At 64.4% G+C, this 17,354-nt stretch carries 15 protein-coding genes; all 15 read right to left on the minus strand.

Features of this window, described 5'->3' with window-relative positions; genetic code table 11:
- Positions 1–4: 4 nt before the first annotated feature.
- Positions 5–1,561 (minus strand): signal recognition particle protein, encoded by a 1,557-nt coding sequence (ffh, locus tag ACODSO_RS16235; RefSeq protein ID WP_489037797.1) that lies wholly within the window; start codon positions 1,559–1,561, stop codon positions 5–7.
- A gap of 104 nt (positions 1,562–1,665) precedes the next feature.
- Entirely contained in the window at positions 1,666–2,502 is an 837-nt protein-coding gene (locus tag ACODSO_RS16240) for a M23 family metallopeptidase (RefSeq protein WP_489037799.1), read from the minus strand.
- 196 nt (positions 2,503–2,698) lie between these two features.
- Complete coding sequence (locus ACODSO_RS16245) at positions 2,699–5,227, minus strand: [protein-PII] uridylyltransferase (RefSeq protein WP_489037801.1); 2,529 nt, start codon at positions 5,225–5,227, stop codon at positions 2,699–2,701.
- Entirely contained in the window at positions 5,217–5,555 is a 339-nt protein-coding gene (locus ACODSO_RS16250; protein ID WP_068375411.1) for a P-II family nitrogen regulator, read from the minus strand. The genes ACODSO_RS16245 and ACODSO_RS16250 overlap by 11 nt, the downstream gene beginning before the upstream one ends.
- Before the next feature lie 76 nt (positions 5,556–5,631).
- Positions 5,632–6,891: an ammonium transporter gene (locus tag ACODSO_RS16255; RefSeq protein WP_197480787.1), complete on the minus strand. Its 1,260-nt coding sequence runs from the start codon at positions 6,889–6,891 to the stop codon at positions 5,632–5,634.
- Between the two features lie 339 nt (positions 6,892–7,230).
- Positions 7,231–8,574, minus strand: coding sequence for a signal recognition particle-docking protein FtsY (ftsY, locus tag ACODSO_RS16260; protein ID WP_489037803.1), 1,344 nt, complete (start codon positions 8,572–8,574; stop codon positions 7,231–7,233).
- Between the two features lie 22 nt (positions 8,575–8,596).
- On the minus strand, positions 8,597–12,256 hold the full coding sequence (gene smc / locus ACODSO_RS16265) for a chromosome segregation protein SMC (protein WP_489037805.1): 3,660 nt from the start codon (positions 12,254–12,256) through the stop codon (positions 8,597–8,599).
- Between the two features lie 19 nt (positions 12,257–12,275).
- Entirely contained in the window at positions 12,276–12,551 is a 276-nt protein-coding gene (locus ACODSO_RS16270; protein ID WP_489037807.1) for an acylphosphatase, read from the minus strand.
- Positions 12,548–13,450, minus strand: coding sequence for an SMP-30/gluconolactonase/LRE family protein (locus tag ACODSO_RS16275; protein ID WP_489037808.1), 903 nt, complete (start codon positions 13,448–13,450; stop codon positions 12,548–12,550). Before ACODSO_RS16275 ends, ACODSO_RS16270 begins: the two co-directional genes overlap by 4 nt.
- 1 nt (position 13,451) lies before the next feature.
- The gene (locus ACODSO_RS16280) at positions 13,452–13,880 is read right to left on the minus strand and encodes an OsmC family protein (protein WP_489037810.1); all 429 of its coding nucleotides are present in this window, start codon (positions 13,878–13,880) and stop codon (positions 13,452–13,454) included.
- A gap of 38 nt (positions 13,881–13,918) precedes the next feature.
- Entirely contained in the window at positions 13,919–14,785 is an 867-nt protein-coding gene (mutM, locus tag ACODSO_RS16285) for a bifunctional DNA-formamidopyrimidine glycosylase/DNA-(apurinic or apyrimidinic site) lyase (protein WP_489037812.1), read from the minus strand.
- Positions 14,786–15,547, minus strand: a complete 762-nt coding sequence (gene rnc / locus ACODSO_RS16290; RefSeq protein ID WP_489037814.1) for a ribonuclease III — start codon at positions 15,545–15,547, stop codon at positions 14,786–14,788.
- 22 nt (positions 15,548–15,569) lie between these two features.
- Positions 15,570–15,752 (minus strand): 50S ribosomal protein L32, encoded by a 183-nt coding sequence (gene rpmF / locus ACODSO_RS16295; protein ID WP_082897847.1) that lies wholly within the window; start codon positions 15,750–15,752, stop codon positions 15,570–15,572.
- 2 nt (positions 15,753–15,754) lie between these two features.
- The gene (locus tag ACODSO_RS16300) at positions 15,755–16,276 is read right to left on the minus strand and encodes a YceD family protein (protein WP_489037816.1); all 522 of its coding nucleotides are present in this window, start codon (positions 16,274–16,276) and stop codon (positions 15,755–15,757) included.
- 215 nt (positions 16,277–16,491) lie between these two features.
- On the minus strand, positions 16,492–17,259 hold the full coding sequence (locus tag ACODSO_RS16305; RefSeq protein ID WP_489037818.1) for a DivIVA domain-containing protein: 768 nt from the start codon (positions 17,257–17,259) through the stop codon (positions 16,492–16,494).
- Between the last annotated feature and the right edge of the window lie 95 nt (positions 17,260–17,354).

Below are 17,354 nucleotides of genomic sequence, written 5' to 3' on the forward strand. Positions count from 1 at the left end.
TGGCCTACTTCTTCGGCAACTTCAACTGAGACAGGTCGATGCCTTCGAGCCCGGGCGGCATTTGATCGAGACCTTTCGGCATTCCGGACAGGTCCGGCATCCCTGCTGGCATGCCACCGGGCATACCCGGGAAGCCTCCGCGGATCTTGGGCTGCGTCGGGCCACGACCGCCCTTCTTGCCCTTCTTGCCCTTCTTGCTGCGAATCTGCTTGCGTGCGCCGGGCATTCCCATACGGCCGGCCATCGCAGACATCATCTTGCGAGCCTCGAAGAAGCGGTCGACGAGTTGGTTGACGTCGGAGACCTTCACACCGGATCCGTTGGCGATGCGCAAGCGCCGGGACGCATTGATGATCTTGGGATCGGTACGCTCCTGCGGCGTCATACCGCGGATGATGGCCTGAACCCGGTCGAGCTGCTTCTCGTCGACGTTGGCCAGTTCCTTCATCTGTCCTGCACCGGGCAGCATGCCCAACAGATTGCCGATCGGCCCCATCTTTCGAACGGCCATCATCTGCTCGAGGAAGTCGTCGAGGGTGAGTTGGCCGGAGCCGATCTTGTTGGCGGTGGCCTCGGCCTGCTCGGCGTCGAAGTGCTGCTCGGCCTGCTCGATGAGGCTGAGTACGTCACCCATTCCGAGGATGCGGCTGGCCATACGGTCAGGGTGGAAGACATCGAAGTCTTCCAGCTTCTCACCGGTCGACGCGAACATGATCGGCGCACCGGTGACTTCACGGACGCTCAATGCGGCGCCACCACGCGCGTCACCGTCGAGCTTGGTCAGTACGACGCCGGTGAAGCCGACGCCGTCACGGAAGGCCTGCGCTGTACTGACAGCATCCTGGCCGACCATCGCGTCGAGTACGAACAGGGTTTCATCGGGTTCCACCGCGTCGCGGATACCCGCGGCCTGATTCATCAGCTCGGTGTCGATACCGAGGCGACCGGCCGTGTCGACGATGACGATGTCGAACTGCTTGCTGCGTGCTTCTGCGACACCGGCGCGCGCGACCTCGACCGGATCCGCAGCCGAGACACCGAGCGCGTTCTCGCCCCCGCCGATGGATGTGCCCGGATGTGGCGCGAACACTGTTGCGCCCGCACGCTCTCCGACGATCTGCAACTGACTGACCGCCCCTGGGCGCTGTAGGTCGCAGGCAACGAGCAGTGGCGTATGACCTTGATCGCGCAGCCACTTGGCGAGCTTTCCCGCCAGGGTGGTCTTACCCGATCCCTGCAATCCCGCAAGCATGATCACGGTGGGAGGCGTCTTGGCGAACGTCAGCCGCCTGGTCTCGCCACCGAGAATCCCCACGAGTTCTTCGTTGACGATCTTGACGACTTGCTGAGCGGGATTGAGGGCCCCGGAGACCTCGGCACCCTTCGCCCTGGTCTTGATGCGCGTGATGAACTCGCGGACGACCGGCAGCGCCACGTCCGCCTCGAGCAACGCGAGTCTGATCTCGCGGGCCGTGGCATCTATGTCGGCACCGGAGAGACGGCCCTTGCCCCGCAGGTCCTTGAGGGTTCCGGTCAACCTGTCGGAAAGGGATTCGAACACCGATTGCACTCCTGAGCCGATAGAGAGTCGAGCCTGTTGGTAAAGCGGAACTTCGGCTCCAGACTAGCGCCCGACGGGTCCGCGCGTGGACAGCGAGGCCCTCCTCAGGCGTTGCGCGCTGCGTCGCTCCACGTGACGGCCGCGCCCCGCGTCGCCAGCCACTCGGTTGGGTCGACCTTCACACCCGAGACATCGTGCACCTCGAAGTGCAGGTGCGGGCCGGTCGACTGGCCGCGGTTGCCGACCGTTGCGATCTGCTGGCCCGCTGTGACGTGCTGCCCCGGCGCCACCGAGAAAGAATCGATGTGTCCGTAGACCGTCTCGGTGCCGTCGGTGTGCAGGACCTTCACCCACAGACCGAAGCCGGACGCAGGCCCTGCGGCCGTGACCTGGCCATCGGCCGCGGCAAGGACCGGGGTACCGATCGGCGCAGCGATGTCGGTGCCACCGTGGTGGGTACCCCAGCGCTGACCGAAACTGGAAGTGAGAACACCTGATACCGGCTGGACGGCCTTGGCCCCGAGAGGCTTCAGCCCTTGCAGGAGATCCTGGGCTGCGGCGCCGACGTCGGGAAGTCCGAAAGCGGCCAGTTCGGGAGTGTTGGGAATCTCGACGCCCGGAGGCAGCTCGAAGTTTTCGGGGAGTGTGATGCCTGCCGGCAGTTCGAATCCGGCAGGGAGCAAGTTCTGGGGAAGCTCGAACGGCAATCCTGCGGCGGGTGCCGCCGGCGGTGGTACCGGCGCCGCCGCGGCGGTGCCGGTACCCATCTGCGCTGCGCCTGCAACGATCGCTCCGGTGGCCGCCACGATCGTGGCGGTCTTCATCCCCGAGTCTCTGGAGGACTCCTTGGCCCGGTGACGTCCGCGCGGAGCGTTCGTATCCGGAGCGTTCGTAGCCGGTGCGGCCGGAACTTCGATGTTCGACCGGCGGTGGGCTCCCACAGTTAGTACCTCATCAGTCGTCGGCGAGGCTTCTGTGACGGCCTGCGTACAGGCGTTCCAGAACCGTTGCGCTCTCGTTCATGTATGTCTCGGTGGCGAGCAACATAACAAAATGATCTCGCCCGAAGACACCGTAACCGAATCTTTATGAAAACTCACATACGTGACCGGCCCGGCACGGTGAACGACGACCTCGCTACGTTCCTTCGGGCTTCTCCGGCGGTTTCGGAGGTTCGGGGGCTGGTACGACCGCAAGGATCGCCCGCTCGATTTCCTCGCGGGTCGTTCGACTGTCCGAACCGCGCAGATCGAGGCAGAACGCATCCACCACCGAGGTGCCGAGTGTTGCGACACGAGCCCATCGAACGTCGGCACCGAGTGACTCCAACGCCGTTGCCAGACGGCACAGGAGCCCGAGACGGTCTTCTGCGCGCAGTTCGAGCACGACCTGCCCAGGATCCGTTCCGTCGAACCACAGCACCCGAGGCGGAGCTTGCGCGTACACGACGGGAACCGAGGAATCGGTCTCGTCGTCCAGCGGTGCCGGCAATGCGTCCTGCTCCTTGGCGTCGAGCATCGCCACGAGATCGAGTTCTCCCGCCTGAGCGCGGATGATTTCCTGTCGCAGCAGACCGGCCTGCGGAGGGGCTCCGAACAGTGGCGCGACAGCGAAGGAGTTGACCGCCGAACCATCGTGACTGCCGAGGGACGCGGACAACACTCGCAGCGAATGCAACGCGAGGACGCCTGCCGCATCGGACAGCAGCCCACGGGTATCCGGCGCGACCACGGTCACCACGTACGTGTGGGAACCATCCGTCGGTTGAAGGTCGACGTGGACGCCGCCCTTCTCGGCGAGAGCCACGTGCGCCGGATCGAGCGGATCGGGCGTCGGCAGTGTCTCCCCCGCCATCACCATGCGGCACCGTCTGACCAACTCGCGAATCAGCGACGCCTTCCAATCGCCCCACACTCCGGGCCCGGTGGCCAAGGAATCGGCTTCGGCCAGCGCGTGGAGGAGTTCGAGTAGCACCGAATCGGCACCGAGCGTAGCGACGACGGTCTCCACGGTCACCGGATCGTCCAGGTCTCGCCTCGTCGCGGTGTCCGGCAACAGCAGGTGATGCCGAACCATCGCGCTGAGCAGCGCGACATCGGAGGGCCACAGACCCAACCGGTTACCGATCTGTGTTGCCAGCTCGGCGCCGACAACACTGTGGTCGCCCCCTCGACCCTTCCCGATGTCGTGAATGAGAGCTCCGAGCACAAGGAGATCCGGCCGCGCGACGCGAGTGGTCAACGCAGATGCGTAGGCCGCCGTCTCGACGAGATGTCGATCCACCGTCCACGTGTGGACGGCGTCGCGAGGCGGTAGATCGCGCACCGCGCCCCACTCGGGGATCAGACGGCCCCACAGACCGGTTCGATCGAGCGCTTCGATAGCTGCGATGGCGCGCCGTCCCGACCCGAGCAGGACGAGCAAGTCGTTCAGTGCTTCCTTCGGCCATGGTTCGCGCAGCTCGGGTGCACTGTCCGACAGTCGGTTCAGAGTCGACGCCGACATCGGCATGCCGGTCTGAGCCGACGCGGCAGCGACTCTCATGATCAGACCGGGGTCCTTGTTGGGGCGTGCGTCGCGAGCGAGTACGACCTCGCCTGCGTGCTCGACGACGCCCTCGTCCAGGGGGCGACGAACGGGAACACGTCTGAGCCGCGACAGACCACGCCGCGGCAGCGAGTTGCCTGCGGTGCGCAGTCCCACGTCGACGGAGTAGCTGATGGTTCGTGCCGAATCGCTGAGCACCCGCGCCAGGTCGAATCGATCTCCGATTCGCAGCGCGGCCCCGATCTCGTCCGCATCCTGCGCGCGCAGCTGGTCGCGTGCGCGACCTGCGACGCGATGCAACTCGGTACGTACGTCGAGCAGCCGACCGTGCGCAAAGGCAAGGCCTCCACCTGGAGACTCGGGCCCGAGTCCGGGCATTCCATCGGTCAGCTGGGCGATCGACAATGCGTCGAGAAGTTGTACGTCGCGAAGACCACCTCGTCCGCTCTTGAGGTCCGGTTCCGCGCGGTGGGCGATCTCCCCACTACGAGCCCAGCGCGACCGTGTCTGAGTGATGAGGTCGTCGAACCTGGTTCTGATGCCGGTACGCCACTCCCGACGCACGCCACCGATGAGCAGATTGCTCAACTCGACGTCCCCGGCGATGTGGCGCGCTTCGAGCATCCCCAACGCCGCAGTCATGTCGGTTGCCGCTACCTGCAGCGCCTGCGGAACGGTACGCACGCTGTGATCGAGTTTGATATGGGCGTCCCACAGCGGGTACCACAGTTTGTCGGCGACATCGGCCACGATCTCCGGGCTCATGTCGTCGTGCAGAAGAATCAGATCGAGATCGGAGTACGGAAGCAGTTCGCGGCGCGCCAGGCCCCCGACCGCCACGATCGCGAAGCCCGAGTCGGGCTTGATTCCGAGTTCGGCTCCCTTGGTGGTCAACCAGAATTCGTGTAGATCGACCAAAGCTTGGCGAAGCGAGGGCGCGTCGAGACGGCGATTGCGATTCCCACCGTCGAGCAATTGTTTTCTTGCACGCGCCAAATCTGCTGCGGCGTCGTTGGTGCCCTTCGGTGCGGAGCCCTTCGAGACCGAAGGCCCCGATCCTGCAGCTTTCGCTGAAGAATCGGGGCCGCCCGTCCGCGACCCGTGTGGGTCAGAGTGCATCAGCGCCGCGTTCTCCGGTGCGAACTCGGATGACCGATTCGACCGGGGAGACCCAAACCTTGCCGTCACCGATCTTGCCGGTGCGTGCAGCCTCGACGATGACCTCGACGACCTTCTCGACGGCCGCGTCGTCGACGACGACCTCGACACGCACCTTCGGCACGAAATCGACGGAATACTCCGCACCGCGGTAGACCTCGGTGTGGCCTTTCTGCCGTCCGTACCCCTGTACTTCACTGACCGTCATGCCAAGCACGCCGGCTTGTTCGAGGCCCGTCTTGACGTCCTCCAACGTGAACGGTTTGACGATTGCCGTGATCAGCTTCATTTTCTGCTTCCCTTCACAAGCTCATTTCAGTGCACGGTTGCATGCTGAGCGACTTCTCGCTCCTATCTCTACCCTGTCAGGCGAAGTCGTACGCAGTCTCGGCGTGTTCGGCCTCGTCGATTCCGTTGGCCTCTTCCTCTTCCGAGACGCGCCAACCGAGGGGCTTGAGCGCGAAGGCAATGACCGCGGTGACAATTCCGGTGAAGATCAGAGCGAACGCTGCGATGACTATCTGCACGACGAGCTGCTTGTAGTCACCACCGTAGAACAGGCCGGTCTCGGACCCGAGCAAGCCGATGGCGATGGTTCCCCAGAGTCCTGCGACCAGGTGAACGCCGACGACGTCGAGCGAGTCGTCGTAGCCGAACTTGAACTTCAGACCGACTGCGAGTGCGGAGAGAACACCGGCGATGACGCCCAGGATCATTGCGCCGACCGGCGTGAGGGCTCCGGCAGCGGGAGTGATTGCGACGAGGCCTGCAACGATGCCCGACGCGGCACCGAGGCTGGTGGCATGTCCGTCACGGATACGTTCTGTGATGAGCCAGCCGGCGATCGCGGCAGCGGTGGCCGCAGTGGTGTTGACCCAGGCGAGACCGGCGACGCCGTCCGCCGCGAAAGCCGAACCAGCGTTGAAGCCGAACCACCCGAACCACAGCAGTGCGGCACCGAGCATCACGAACGGCAGGTTGTGCGGGCGGAAGGCGATCTTGCCGAAGCCGATGCGCTTGCCGATGATGATGGCGAGAACGAGGCCCGCGATACCAGCGTTGATGTGAACGACGGTGCCACCGGCGAAGTCGATCGGAGCAACGGAGGCGACGAGACCACCGTCACCGTCGTCGGTGGTGCCGAAGATCTTCGCTGCGAGGCCGTCCTCGGAGCCCGAGAGCAGTCCGCCACCCCAGACCATGTGTGCCAGCGGGAAGTACGCGAGCGTGACCCAGATGCCTGCGAATGCGAGCCAGGTCCCGTACTTGACGCGGCCCGCGATCGAGCCGGAGATCAGTGCGACGGTGATGATCGCGAACGTCACCTGGAAGGCGACGTCGATGATGTTGGCGTAGCCCCACGGTCCGGCGATGAAGTTGCCGTCCGCATCGGTGATCGAGTCCTTGAGTCCGAAGAACTCGAAGGGATTGGCGAATAGTCCGCCGATGTCCTCGGTGCCGTACGACATCGACCATCCCCACAGGACGTAGATGATCACTACGACGCACATCGATCCGAACGACATCATCATCATGTTCAAGACGGACTTCTGTTGCGACATACCGCCGTAGAAGAACGCCAGACCCGGCGTCATCAGCAGTACCAAAGATGCTGCGATCAGCATCCATGCGGCGTTGCCGGAATTGGCCAACAAATCCTCGGGACTCACGTACACCCTCCTTCTCCTGCACACCGGTTGGTGCGCGGTTACGGACAAAGAGTGGTTTCAAGAAGTTTCATCCATGACACTCGGGTGTTTCGCTCATGTGAACGCATGACCCGAAACTGTTGCTAAAAAGTTTCGTGCAGGCATTTCACAATTTCGGGAATTTCCGGTTCGCCCGTTTCCGTGCCTCTCCTCGGCCGCCCGGTCGGCTTCACCGAGACCGACTCGACGCACCGAGGCTCGCTTTCAGGCGTTACCAGAGAAACCTGTGTTGCGATTCGAGACCTTCCCGTGATCTCAGCCCAAGAGCGCGTCGACGAATGCTTCGGGTTCGAACGGCGCCAAATCGTCGGCTCCTTCACCGAGACCGACCAACTTCACCGGCACACCGAGTTCACGTTGCACCTGGAATACGATTCCGCCCTTGGCTGTCCCGTCGAGCTTCGTCAGGACCACTCCGGTGATGTCGACCACTTCCGCGAACACCCTGGCCTGAGTCAGACCGTTCTGGCCCACGGTCGCGTCGAGGACCAGAAGGACGTCGTCGACACGCGCGCGCTTCTCGATGACCCTCTTCACCTTGCCGAGCTCGTCCATCAGGCCCGACTTGGTATGCAGGCGTCCAGCGGTATCCACCACCACGACATCGACACCCTGCTCGATACCGCGCGTAACCGAATCGAACGCCACCGCAGCAGGGTCAGCCCCTTCTTTTCCTCGGACGACATCCGCGCCGACGCGTTCGGCCCACGTCTGTAGCTGGTCTGCTGCGGCGGCCCTGAACGTGTCGGCGGCACCGAGCAGAACCCGCCGGCCGTCGGCCACGAGGACCCGCGCAAGCTTGCCGGTGGTAGTTGTCTTGCCGGTGCCGTTGACACCCACGACGAGCAGAACTGCGGGAGTGCCGTCGTGCGGCAACGCTCGGATCGACCGATCGAACTCGGGGTGCAGCTGCGAGATCAGGATCTCCTTGAGCAATGCACGCGCATCCGCCTCGGTTCTGATGCTCCGCGACGCCATCTGCTCGCGCAGCGAGAACATGATCTCCTCGGTTGTCGCTGAGCCGAGGTCCGCGATCAGCAACGTGTCCTCGACTTCCTCCCACGAGTCCTCGTCGAGGTCCCCACCGCCGAGCAGACCGAGAAGGCTCTTGCCGACCGCAGACTGAGAGCGCGACAAACGCCCGCGGAGACGATCGAGCCGGCCGTCCGTCGGAGCGATGTCGTCCAGAACAGGGGCCGAAGGTCCCGGCGCAGGCTCGGGCGTCGGCGTCGGCGTCGGCGTCGGCGCAGGCGTCGGCGTCGGCGTCGGCGTCGGCGTCGGCGTCGGCGCAGGCTCGGGCGTCGGCGTCGGCGTCGGCGTCGGCGTCGGCGTTGGCGCAGGCTCGGGCGTCGGCGCAGGCTTCGGCCTCGGAGCCAGGTCCGGTTCGACGGTTGCCGTGCCCTGACTGAAGGAGAACCCGCTACCGGCCTTGTATCCCCCGGACCGATCCTTCTGTCCCTCTTCGATCGTCGGCGCCTCCGACGACTTCAGCGACACCCGGCGTCGTCGAGACAACACGAACCCGGCAACGAGCCCGACCACGAGAATGGCCAGAACAGCGGCAATGATGATCCACGCTTGGGTACTCACGGGATCCATCCTGTCAGGACGCGTCGTAGCGTCAGCTGGAGGGCGTCGTCACGACCTCGTCGTCGTCCTCGGTGGCGCTTGCGATGGTCTCCACTCGGTCGCGGTTCAGACGCTGCGAGATGACCGTGGTGATTCCGTCACCGCGCATCGAGACTCCGTACAGGGCGTCGGCAACTTCCATCGTCGGCTTCTGGTGAGTAATGACGATCAATTGCGACTTTTCCCGCAATTGCTCGAACAAACCGATCAGTCGCCGGAGATTCGTGTCGTCCAACGCCGCCTCGACCTCGTCCATGACGTAGAACGGCGACGGCCTCGCACGGAAGATGGCGACGAGCATGGCAACCGCCGTCAAGGACTTCTCACCACCCGACAGCAGCGAAAGGCGCTTCACCTTCTTTCCCGGCGGCCGAGCCTCCACCTCGATACCGGTGGTGAGCATGTCCCCGGGATCGGTGAGGATCAATCTCCCCTCGCCACCGGGGAACAACTTCGCGAACACACCGGTGAACTCACGCTCGACATCCAGCCAGGCGTCGGTGAACACCTGAAGAATCCGTTCGTCGACATCGGCAACGACGTCCAACAGATCCTTGCGGGCGGACTTCACATCTTCGAGCTGCGTCGAGAGGAAGTTGTAGCGCTCCTCCAGCGCGGCGAACTCCTCCAGGGCCAGCGGATTCACCTTGCCTAGCGTCGCCAGATCCCGCTCGGCCCGCTTGGCCCGCTTCTCCTGGGTGAGTCGATCGAACGGCATCGGCGCGGGCGCAACGACTTGCTCTCCCCGCTCCTTCGCAGCTTCGTATTCGGCAACTTCGAGTTCGGTCGGCGGGAGCACGGTGTCCGGGCCGTACTCGGCGATCAGATCGTCGAGACCGATCCCGTGCTGCTCGAGAATGGTCGCCTCCAGCTGTTCGATTCGCAAGGCGGCCTGCGCGCGTGCAACTTCGTCGCGGTGAACTGCGTCGGTGATCGATGCCAGCTGGCCCTGCAATGCCCTGACCTGTTCCTTCACCCGGTCCAGTTCCGCGGTGGTGTTCGCTCGCTGCTCCGCGAGTTCGTCTCGACGTGCCGCCGCAGCGGCGACGACACGTGCCAGCCGCTCTGCTACCCGATCTCCAGCCGATGCAACGGATTCCGCCACCGCGGCAGCGTGGCGACGAGCGACCATGTCGCGTTCGGCGCGAGCGCGCGCCTCACGTTCTGCACGGGCAGCTCGCCGCAGCGAGTCGGCCTTGCCGCGAACGGACTGGGCCCGCTCTTCCGCGGTCCTGACGTTCAGTCGCGCCTCTACCTCCACCGACCGAACCTCCGACAGCGCGGCGGCAGCTGCCTCGCGCGCGAAGGTCGAGTCCTCGGATTCCGGTGCGCCCGCGGTTCCGGACTGCTCGTCTTCGGCCATACGCAGGCGCTCTTCGAGCTCGGCAAGAGCGCCGAGGGCTTCCTCACGTCCGCTCTCCGCCTTCGCTCGCTGCTCGGACAATCGAGTTGATTCGGCCTGGGCTGATCGCGCCAGCTGTCCGAGCCTGCCCAGCTGCTCGTACACCGCCGCCATGGCCGCATCGGACTCGTTGAGCGCAGCAAGCGCCTGTTCGGCGGACTCTCGACGATCGGACTGTTCCGCGAGTGCACCCGACAGCGCAGCTTCCAGTTCCGCCGATCGGCGTTCGGCCGCAGCAAGTTCCACAGCGGAGGTGTCGATCGCAGCCTGAACTTCCAGCGTGCTCGGTCGCCTGTCCGAGCCGCCGGACATCCAACCGGAATCGACGTAGTCCCCAGCAGTGGTCACCGCCCGAACCCCCTCGGCGGCGCGCGCGAGGGTCCGCGCGTCGTCGAGCGAGGCGACGATCACGACGTCGCCGAGCAACGCTTCCATCGACGCCGCCAGCGAGTCCGGGTATCGAACGACATCGATTGCCCACCGCGCACCCTCCGGAAGAGATACCGCGCGAGGAGGCGTCACACCGGACCGTTGGACCTGCTCGCTGTCAAACACGATGGCCGCGCGTCCGCTGTCGGTGTCGTGCAGCACTCGCACTGCGTCCCGCGCACGGTCGAAGGATTCGGCGTGAACCGCGTCGGCGACGGGTCCCATCGCGACCGCGACGGCCACATCGAACCCCTCGTCGACGGTGATCTGCTCGGCAAGCAGACCGGATACTCCGGCCTGGCCTTGTTCGATCAGCCATCCTGCGCCGTCTTTGCGTTCGAGGCCCATGGTCAGTGCCTCGATACGCGCCTGGAACGACGCAACCCGCTTCCCCGCGATCCGATCTTCGTTCTGTAGTTCGGTCACACGCGCATCGGCACTGCGCAGGGCGGCAACCGCACGTTCGTAGTGGGTGTCCAGGCTCAACTCGCTGGCATCGAGTCCGGAAATCTGGTCCTGGACGCTTTCGAACTCCGCTCGCGCAACGTCACCGCGCTCGCGCGCCTCGTTTATCGCCACCGAGAGCCTCGACACCTCCGCGTCGATGGATTCGGCTTTGGTTCGATAGGTGTCCACCTGACCGGACAACCGTGCGAAGCCCTCGCGTCGGTCCGCAACTGCACGCACTGCGGCCATGTGAGCGCGCTCGGCTTCGGCTGCAGCCGCTTCTCGCTCGAACAACTGCTCCCGTGCGGCTTCGAGAGACTCCCGGGCGATCTCGACCGCTTCGACGAGTTCCATCTCCTCTTCGGCGACGCGTTCGGCCTGCTGTTCGAGCTCGTCCGGATCCTGGCCGCGTCCCCCCGTCGGTGCCGAGTCGAGGTGCCGGGCCCGTTCCTTCGCAATGCGGATGGTTGCGTTCACGCGTTCGGCAAGTGCAGACAACGCGAACCACGTCTGGCCGGCAGCCTCGGCGCTCGGGGTCAGGCGTGCGACCGACTGCTCGAGCTCGCCAAGAGCGACGGTGCCTGCTTGGAGCGTGTCCGCAACCGCCGCATACTGCTCGCGCGCGGCAGCCTCGTCCTGGGTCTGGTTGGCGAACTCCTCTCGTCGTGTGACGAGATCGTCTGCGGCAAGACGCAATCGGGCGTCACGCAGATCCGCCTGAACTGTTTGTGCACGCCTGGCGACCTCGGCCTGCCTGCCGAGAGGTTTGAGCTGACGACGCAGCTCCGCGGTCAAGTCGCTGAGCCTCGCCAGGTTCGCCTGCATCGCATCGAGCTTGCGAACAGCCTTCTCTTTGCGTTTGCGGTGCTTGAGGACACCTGCGGCCTCCTCGATGAAGGCTCGGCGGTCCTCGGGACGCGATTCGAGAATGGCCGCGAGCCGCCCCTGCCCGACGATCACGTGCATCTCGCGGCCGATGCCCGAATCGCTCAAGAGTTCTTGCACATCCATCAGGCGGCACGAGTTCCCGTTGATCTCGTACTCACCCGCGCCATCGCGGAACATCCGCCGCGTGATCGACACTTCGGTGTAGTCGATGGGAAGGGCGCCGTCGGAATTGTCGATCGTCAGCGTGACCTCGGCCCGACCGAGCGGCGCGCGCCCCGACGTCCCGGCGAAGATGACATCTTCCATTTTGCCGCCGCGAAGGGCCTTGGCGCCCTGCTCCCCCATGACCCACGTCAGCGCGTCGACGACGTTGGATTTTCCCGATCCGTTCGGCCCGACCACGCACGTGATTCCCGGCTCGAAACGAAGAGTCGTCGCCGAAGCAAAGGACTTGAAGCCCTTCAGCGTCAGACTCTTGAGATGCATGGCGGTCGAGCCTACCGTTCTAGCGCTCCACGAATCCGGACAGACCCCCTCGTGGCGGATCCCAACTCTCGACGACGAGTGTGACCGTTCCTGGAGTCGACCGACCTCGTAGTCGAGACAGCAGCTGCTCGAGGCGATCTCGGGCGCCTTCGGCGACTACCAGCACCCGACCGTCCGCATGGTTGGTCGCCGAGCCGACGAGTCCGAGCTCCAGCGCTTGCGATCGTGTCCACCAACGGAAGCCGACTCCTTGTACCTGCCCGTGCACCCAGGCGGTCAGGCGCGCATCCGTCACGAGGGCGACACCTGTCGAACCGTGCCGTCGAAACTGGTGGCGAACAAGGACGCGGTGTCCCAACCGGGCCCGCCGAAGCGGACGGAGGTGGTGAGCGGCACACCGGTGGCGATCACGCACGAGGAGCCATCCATCGGATCGATCCGAAGGATGCGACTCGCCAGATTCTGTGCCAGGTAGATCCGCCCGTCCGGTCCCACCGTCATGTCGTCCGAGGCGGTAACGGGGCCGAAACCGTCGACCGGGATCGTCCGAGCAGCACCACCGGGATCACGCACGTCCAACACTGTGATCCGGAGTTCGGGATCGAACGTGTTCGATATGTAGAGCATGTCCCCGTCGTTCGCGATCCCGTTGGCAGTACCGAGATCGGTGCGCACCACCGTCGGCTCGTGCGGCGCAGCACTGGGCACGAGTGTGAGACCCGTCGAAGCCCCGAGATTGCGGGTGGCGAAGAGGTCCCCGTCGGAGGATCTCGCGAGACCGTTGGGCATCACGAGTCCGCGTGCGTAGGTCGAACGAACACCCGACTCGAGATCCACCGTGTCCACGGTCCCGTCCGGGGTACCGAAAAGTCCTGCAGCCGTGCCGTTCCCAGTCGCGAAGTAGAGCGTGCGGTCGTGTACGACCAACCCTCCCGGCGAGGACACGTCGGGCACAGCCACCGAACGGAGGGCGTCCGGCGTCAACCGCTGGATGGTCCCCGGGCCGACGGGCGAGGTTTCCGACAGATACATCGAGCCGTCGCCACCGAACGCAAGATTTTCCAGCATGCCGTATCCCGTCGCCACCGTGTTCACGGACCACGGTGCGCACACCGGAGCCGCGGACGCCGTGGGGGCACACAGCAGCATTCCTGCAGCCATCGACCCGACTGCGGCCGCGGCCCGGATCTTCATGTCAGGCGTCCACGTCTATATCCAGAGTGACGGTCGTGCCCGCCTTCAGTGTGCGGCCGACGGTGCACACTTTGTCGATAGCTCGCTGGACCACCGTCAACAGCCGTTCCTGCGCTTCCGGATCCAGTTCACTGAGGTCCACCTTGAGAATTTCGTTCAGTTCCGGGTAGCGCTCGTTCTCACGGTCCGCGTGCCCGGATACTTCGATTGTGGCGTCGTAGCTGTCGCCCAAACGACGAGAGAGCGGCAGATCGGAACTCATTCCGGTGCATGCGGCGAGCGCGATCTTCAGGAGCTCACCCGGGGTGAATACGCCCTCCACCGAAGCGGATCCGATCAACACCTCGGCGCCGCGTGAGCTCTTGCCGGTGTAGCGGCGGGTTCCGGTGCGTTCGACCCACAGCGATGTCGGAGTGCTTTCGTCAGCCATGAGAGCCGATTGTAGGGACCACTGCGACGGGAGCGGTATCAGGACCGAGTAATTCTCGGTCTCGGCTGGCACTTCGAGCAACTGAACGAGGATCTGTTCATGAACTTCTCCCGCCTGATCGGACTGCCGCAGCGCGAGCACGGCAATCCTTCCTGCCCGTAGGCGTCGAGCGAGCGATCGAAGTACCCGGACTCGCCGTTGACGTTGACATACAACGCGTCGAACGACGTGCCACCCTGCGCCAGGGCCTCACCCATCACGGCATGCACCGCTGTCAACAATCGCCGCAGTGCCGGCCGGGTCAACGTCTCGGCGATCCGATTTCCGTGGATCTTCGAGCGCCACAGCGCTTCGTCGGCATAGATGTTTCCGACTCCGGACAGCACCGTCTGATCCAGAAGGGCTCGCTTGATCTCGGTGTGCTTGCCGCGCAGCACCGTGACGACGGCCTCGGCATCGAACAGGGGGTCGACGGGATCGCGAGCGATGTGCGCCACCGGTTCCGGAACGATCGAACCGTCCACTTCCTCGAGCGGGGCAATCGCCCACCCCCCGAAGGTCCGCTGATCGACGAATCTCAGATCTGCACCGATGTCCAACCGCGCTCGGATACGCAGATGTTTCTCGTCCGGCACCGTCGGAGGCTGGACCAGCATCTGTCCGCTCATCCCGAGGTGAACCACGATAGCGACGTCGCGAGGTTCGAGAGGAAGCCACAAGTACTTCCCTCGACGCTCGGCAGAGGAAATTCGGCGTCCACGCAGTTGCCCGACAAGATCCGGGCCGCCCGCGAAGTGGCGCCGTACCGCTCGTGGATGCAGAACATCCACCGACTCGATGGTGGAACCGACGATATGGGATTCGAGTCCGCGTCGAACCACCTCGACCTCAGGCAGCTCAGGCATTCAGGCCGGGGCCTGTGGGTCGGCCGGGGACAACGTATTCCACGCTGTGCTCGCAGCCTTCTGCTCGGCTTCCTTCTTGTTCCGACCGATCCCGACGCCAAGTGCGCGGCCCCCGACAAGCACCGTGGCGGTGAATTCCTTGTCGTGGTCCGGCCCGGTGGACGTGATCTCGTACACGGGCACGCCCAGCGATTTCTCGGCGGTCAGTTCTTGAAGACTGGTCTTCCAATCGAGTCCTGCTCCGAGGCGCGGCGCACGATCGAGCAATTCAGCGAACAGCGTGAGTACGACGCGGCGCGCGGTGTCGATCCCATGCTCGAGATGTATCGCCCCCAGAAGGGACTCCATACCATCGGCAAGGATGCTCGGCTTGTCGCGTCCGCCCGTTTGTTCCTCGCCTTTTCCGAGCAACAGATGCCGACCGAGCCCGCCGTCACCGAGACTGCGGGCCACCTCGGCCAGGGCATGCATGTTCACGACACTGGCACGGATCTTGGCGAGCTCACCCTCCGATTTGGTCGGATGCGCCACGTAGAGGCGCTCGGTGATCGTCAGACCGAGAACCGAATCACCGAGAAATTCCAGGCGTTCGTTGGTGGGGAGACCGCCGCGCTCGTACGCATACGAGCGGTGCGTCAGCGCCAACGTCAGCAGTGACTCGTCCAATACAACGCCAAGAGCGGCGAGGAGCGACTTTCGGTCGTCCCCGCCGCTGTCGACGGTCGAGCTCTTCTTTACGGCAGAACTGCCTTTGCTCGGCACAGTGTGTCCGCTCCTAGGGAGATCAGACAGCTGCTGCGACCTGGCGGCCCTTGTACGTGCCACACGACGGGCACACGATGTGCGGCATCGTCTTCTCGCCACAACCGCGGTTGGGGCACGTCACGAGGGTGGGTGCAGTGGTTTTCCACTGTGCACGACGCGACCTCGTGTTGGAACGCGACATTTTACGCTTCGGGACAGCCACTTCTACTTCTCCTCGGCTTCGTTGTTCACAAGTTTGTTGCTCGGTTCTGTTCCCACGCCAAATTTGGCTGCAAGACCAGCCCAGCGAGGATCCAGTATGTCATGACTGTGCTCAGATCCAGCAATCGCCAGGCGAACGCCACATTCGGAGCACAATCCTTCGCAGTCTTCGCGGCACAGCGGATTCAGCGGAAGTTCTAATCCGACAGAATCCACGACGACTGGTTCGAGGTCGATCTGATCGTCGAGGATGCGACGAATCTCGTCCTCGTCGGTCGTCTCTTCGGTAACACTGTTCGGGTAGGCGAACAGTTCGGTCAGATAGACATCCACCGAACCCGTCACCGGTTCCAGGCACCGGGTGCACTCGCCCGCCGTGGCAGCTCGAACCGTGCCGGTCACCAGCACGCCCTCCGACACGGATTCGAGCCTGAGATCGAGTTCCACAGGAGAACCCGCCTCGATCGCGATCGCGTCGAGTCCGATCCGCGCGGGCGCAGCGACCGTGCGCTGTATCTGCTTCATCGACCCCGGCCTGCGGCCGAGACTGTCGATATCCAGAACGAAACCCGTACCCGGTTGGGGGCGGGGGGTACTACGACGGCTAGACACAGCGGTTCTCTCTACTCGATTACGTTCGTGGTGTTGCGTGCGATGTGACGGATTCGCAACAGGCAATGGGCAACCACCCAACGATACGCATTCACGCATGTATTGAGCAAATTGTCGCGGTGGGGCTCCTAGCGACGCGGGCGTCGGAAGTCGTCCCCCTGGTCCGACCCGTAGTCAGGGACTCCCGACCCGGTACGCAGCTGCTGTCGTCCCCGACCCACCGACCTGATCGTGCCGGTAAGGAATTCCTCGAACTCTGCGAGCTTGGTATCGACGTACACGTCGCATTCGCTGCGCATCCGGTCGGATTCGGCGTGCGCTTCGTCGATGACTCGCGCCGACTCGGCGTGCGCGGCCTGCACCACCTCGGTTTGCGCGACCAGCCGAGCCTGTTCCTCGACGCCGTCGGCGACCGAACGGTCGTACGACGCCTGACCTGCCTCGATCATGCGATCGGCCTCGGATCGAGCTCTCGTGGTCAACGCGTCGTACTCCTGCTGACCCTGCTCGACCGTGCGTTCCGCCGAGTCGGTCGCATCGTCGACGAGTTGCTCCGCGTGCGCCTTCGCCTCGGCGACCATGCGGTCGGCCTGGGCCTTGGCGTCGGCAAGGATGCGATCGGCGGAATCCCGCGCGTTCTCGACGGTGTCCTGCGCCTCGTTGTTGGCAGTGGTGACAGTCTTCTCGGCTGTGGCTCGGGCATCACCGACCAACTTGTCCCTGTGGTCGAGAACGTCCTGAGCGTCGTCGAGTTCGCCCGGAATTGAATCTCGGACGTCGTCGAGAAGTTCCAGCACATCACCACGGGGGACGACGCAGCCCGCCGTCATCGGGACACCGCGCGCCTCCTCGACAATGGCGACGAGCTCGTCGAGTGCCTCGAATACGCGGTACACCGGTAACCCCAATCGTGTTGGCTGCTGAAGAACTTGTTCTGCGGGCTGGATCCTGTGCTCGTCAGTTTGCCTGGTGATCGCCGTGTGCGTGCGGC

This window comes from Rhodococcus sp. FG69 (genome assembly GCF_057808915.1).

Excerpts from the sequence above, each read along its gene's own strand:
- ACODSO_RS16245 (WP_489037801.1), bottom strand. The coding sequence starts at position 5,227 with ATGCACTCTGACCCACACGGGTCGCGGACGGGCGGCCCCGATTCTTCA.
- ACODSO_RS16250 (WP_068375411.1), bottom strand. The coding sequence starts at position 5,555 with ATGAAGCTGATCACGGCAATCGTCAAACCGTTCACGTTGGAGGACGTC.
- ACODSO_RS16255 (WP_197480787.1), bottom strand. The coding sequence starts at position 6,891 with ATGCTGATCGCAGCATCTTTGGTACTGCTGATGACGCCGGGTCTGGCG.
- ftsY (WP_489037803.1), bottom strand. The coding sequence starts at position 8,574 with ATGGATCCCGTGAGTACCCAAGCGTGGATCATCATTGCCGCTGTTCTG.
- smc (WP_489037805.1), bottom strand. The coding sequence starts at position 12,256 with ATGCATCTCAAGAGTCTGACGCTGAAGGGCTTCAAGTCCTTTGCTTCG.
- ACODSO_RS16275 (WP_489037808.1), bottom strand. The coding sequence starts at position 13,450 with ATGAAGATCCGGGCCGCGGCCGCAGTCGGGTCGATGGCTGCAGGAATG.
- ACODSO_RS16280 (WP_489037810.1), bottom strand. The coding sequence starts at position 13,880 with ATGGCTGACGAAAGCACTCCGACATCGCTGTGGGTCGAACGCACCGGA.
- mutM (WP_489037812.1), bottom strand. The coding sequence starts at position 14,785 with ATGCCTGAGCTGCCTGAGGTCGAGGTGGTTCGACGCGGACTCGAATCC.
- ACODSO_RS16300 (WP_489037816.1), bottom strand. The coding sequence starts at position 16,276 with ATGAAGCAGATACAGCGCACGGTCGCTGCGCCCGCGCGGATCGGACTC.